The organism is Peribacillus sp. P4_C12 (assembly GCF_056402095.1).
This window is the reverse complement of the sequence record NZ_JBFUIB010000652.1, coordinates 1-1,775: the sequence shown is the minus strand read 5'-3', so window position 1 is coordinate 1,775 and position 1,775 is coordinate 1. Positions and strand designations below refer to the sequence as shown.

Annotated in this window: 1 protein-coding gene and 1 pseudogene; both read right to left on the bottom strand. The window is 37.9% G+C overall.

Annotated features, from left to right (window positions below; translation table 11 throughout):
* Positions 1-386: 386 nt before the first annotated feature.
* Positions 387-827, bottom strand: a pseudogene (locus tag AC1DUW_RS27650) (tetratricopeptide repeat protein); the annotation flags it as partial.
* A gap of 12 nt (positions 828-839) precedes the next feature.
* Positions 840-1,250, bottom strand: coding sequence for a hypothetical protein (locus AC1DUW_RS27645; RefSeq protein ID WP_477644029.1), 411 nt, complete (start codon positions 1,248-1,250; stop codon positions 840-842).
* Between the last annotated feature and the right edge of the window lie 525 nt (positions 1,251-1,775).

Below are 1,775 nucleotides of genomic sequence, written 5' to 3'. Positions count from 1 at the left end.
AAGTTCGTGTTCCTCAGACCGGAGGTTTGCCGCTTGCTTCCTTCAGATTCCACGTTACCGTGGACACCCTTGCATTAAGCTAACCACTACTACTGCCTTCATGGTTCGGGACTTTCACCCTATAGATTGCACCCATGCCGGGCGCACGAAAAAAGCACTGGATTTTTGAAGAATCCAGTGCTTTTCTTTATTCAATCAGAAGATTATTGCCAATCTCTATAAAAGATATAATTGCTTTATCTACACAATTTCAAATGCGTCTGGTACGGTTATTGGATTAACAGACTAGGACATACTTCTCTATTAATTTTCAAGAAAAATATAACTCCCTATATAAATATCGTTCCAAATTGTGTAGTAGTTGTAACGTATTTAACATTTCTCCTCTAGACTGATCGTCCTGCTAATTCCTTAATGCGTACGATGCGCTCCGGATCTTTTGTTGCAAGAAAGTTATCGAGTATTAAGCGGTCATAGCAAAAAGAAAAGTATTGTCGTGCTTCCTCGCTTCTTTTAAGCAAAAGAAGACACTCCGCGACCTCCTCATAAACATATCCATCGGGTTCGCTGGTTTGTTCGGTTTCAGCAAGTAATTCCATCTGAATTGCAAAAGACTCGTCAACTTGTCCCATTAACCGCAGTACCTTTGCTACGCTCCATTTTGCAATAAACACCGAATTTGGGGTGCCTTGCACCTTGCGGAATTCCAACGCTCGCTTGAACATTTCAAGTGCTTCCTCAAGTTTTCCATTCTCAACTTGGGCCCAACCGATGTTATTATATAACGAACCTAACCAATGGCTGGCTTTAGGACTCTTTTCGGCATAGTCTAGCGCCTTCTAATTCCATTCCATACGTTTCTCCGGAGTCGATTCAGCAATTCCCAACATATGTGCTGCATCAACAGCGTAATAATCCTCACTGGACTGGATTCCTAATTCCCATGCATTGAGGAATAGCGGAATAGCGTCCATTGATCGAGATGAGGAATTAAAAACTCTGCCTCGTTCCAGAAAATATCTAATTCGTGCCACAACTAAATCCTCTTTCAATAATCTCTCTGCACGATCCAGCGTCTCATGCGCTATTCTGCATTTTGCCTGCAATCCCTGAGAACGTGCAATTTGAGTCAAAAGTTCAGCTAAGTATCCAATGTTTCCGGAGTCCTCTGCTTGCATTAGCAAACTGATAAATTTCTGCTCGGTTTCTTCAGGTTGATTGTAATCCCACAACGCATCGAAGTCTAACATAATTCACTCTCCAAATAGTATAATTTATTTCTGATTAGGATAACGTGAGATGGTTATTATTACCACAATTACCATACCATCCGTTTTTGCTTTTGAAAACAAATTTATATTACATTTGATGCAATTTTTCATCATAAATATCATACTGTAAATCTGCTAGATTATTTATGAATGCTCGATCATGGGATACAAATACAACCTTTTCTTCATATGAGGTTTTATTTAACACTTAAGAAGCTTTAAAATTGAAAGTTTTTAAATATCCTTAGAAAAATCGAATTTTAATCAAACGTTTTTATAAAAGTGAAAGTCCTATTTAAACAAAAAGAATCCATTTTGATCAAACTTGATATGCTCCCCATTAGGTAGACAGATAAAAAATAAAAATCTGTTGATCTAAGGGGAGTATTTTCTATGGCTCGAATGAAATATTCTAAAGCTGAAAAATTGGCTATTTTAAATCTTTATAAAGATGGTCACCATTCAATAGCTGACATTACGGCCAAGTTTTCTGTTGATCCTGGT

Coding starts and splice junctions, on each gene's coding strand:
- AC1DUW_RS27645 (WP_477644029.1), bottom strand. CDS start 1,250: ATGTTAGACTTCGATGCGTTGTGGGATTACAATCAACCTGAAGAAACC.